The sequence below is a fragment of the Alistipes sp. ZOR0009 genome, from assembly GCF_000798815.1.
GTDB lineage: Bacteria > Bacteroidota > Bacteroidia > Bacteroidales > ZOR0009 > Acetobacteroides.
The window spans coordinates 1-1,552 of the sequence record NZ_JTLD01000107.1; the positions used below are offsets into that span (position 1 = coordinate 1).

The following is a 1,552-nucleotide window of genomic DNA, read 5'->3' on the forward strand; positions in this document are numbered from 1 at the left end:
AGGAGGAGCTGGCAGCGTACCTCTTACCGTTAAAGGAGCGCTTTGCCGAGGTGGTGGAGCAGATGGAGTACTACAGTGCTCGACCTGTGGATGAGCTTGGATACACTCGATGAGCGTAATCGCTACTTTGGTGGGTCGTACAAGCACATTAAGATGATGGTGATAGCGAAGCTATGCGGCTCTCCGCTATATGATATGTTTTGCCAGAACACACTTGCAATTTACAAGAAGTATATTGAGGAAGGCGACGATTATTCCAATGAACTTGCTGCTTATGAAAGCGTAATAGAGCACTACAAGCAGCAGTAAGCGGGAGTCAGCACATTATCTAGCTATAAGAGTCGCCATAGCACCAGCGCAGCCACACCACGGCTGCTCTGTACTTTTTCATACTGCCAACTTGGCAAAAAGTACTTCGAGGTTTCTTAACTCCTTTACCGAGCCAGACTGAAGGATAACCGAAGGAACACCGAACCTATGAGCCTGGCTACAATAGGAACGATCCAAAAAGCGTGTCATCCCGTGCTGGTCACGGGATCTCCTGCGAGCTGGCAGAAATGTTAATAGAAAGGGAGGGCATGTGCAGAGTGTAGGAGATTGACTTCGTCGAACTTCGCTGCGCTACGGTTCCGGCCTACGCCGGGATGACAGCGTTGAGAAGGGCTACGCTGGGATGACAGCGTTGAGGAGGGCTACGCTGGGATGATACTCGACCAGCTACCTTCGGCCACTGTCGTACAAAAAGTCGCCAAGCTCCCATCCGTAAACAATTGTGGCGTTAGCCACACAGCCAACGGCGAAAATAGATGTTTGAGCAACGCTCGGTAGGTCGTTCGTAACCAAAATCGTAAACGGGAATCGTTCTGCTACCTTTTTCCATAAATCTAAGTACCTATTAGCCGACGGTGCGAGTTAATTTTCGCCCTGTTTTTTGTGCTACTTTTTTGCGCCAAAAAAGTAGCGGGAAGAAAACATCTAAATGCTATTGCTACTATCAGCAGTTGCACTTTGCTTTTTTGCTACATTTGGATGGCGGGCAGGTGGCTGCTGCTTGGCAAGGACGAAGACGCAACCCAGCATCCCTTCCTCTCCCAAGAAAGAGCAGCCAAGCAGCCTTTTTGCAAAAAGGCATTACTGTTAACTAAACCAAACAAAACAGGAGGTGATAACCAGCTGCCAAGCGGTAGCTAAAATGGTAGCGGTGTACTCACCTAAAAATGGAGCTAAGCGCCATTTAACACAACAACAAAAGCATTAATATACAGAATACCAATACTTACAGCTCAAAAACAAGCCTCTACAAGCCAAAAAGAAAGGGCTACAAGCCAAAAAGTTTTTGGTTCATTAATATATTTAGGCTTGAATTAAGGAATGTGAGCCTGTTTTTAGGGCTAGAATGGCAAAAATGAGCAACACTATGGCCAAAATATGCAGCACTATGCCCGAAATTTCGAACGCTGCGCCTAAAATATGAGGCGCTGTGCCTAAAATAAGCGACAGTAGTGCTTGTTTGAGCGAAAGAATGCCTTGCATGAGCGAAAAAAAGGGCTGC

General features: G+C 46.8%; 2 protein-coding genes. One reads left to right on the top strand and one right to left on the bottom strand.

Annotated elements, in window-relative coordinates; all coding sequences use genetic code 11:
- Positions 1-90 precede the first annotated feature (90 nt).
- Entirely contained in the window at positions 91-309 is a 219-nt protein-coding gene (locus tag L990_RS20125; RefSeq protein ID WP_156121656.1) for a hypothetical protein, read from the top strand.
- Between the two features lie 1,044 nt (positions 310-1,353).
- Here L990_RS20125 and L990_RS20465 read toward each other — a convergent pair.
- Positions 1,354-1,552 (bottom strand): hypothetical protein (locus L990_RS20465; protein WP_231562299.1); only part of this gene is annotated, 199 nt, incomplete at its 5' end.

Coding starts and splice junctions, on each gene's coding strand:
- L990_RS20125 (WP_156121656.1), top strand. CDS start 91: ATGAGCTTGGATACACTCGATGAGCGTAATCGCTACTTTGGTGGGTCG.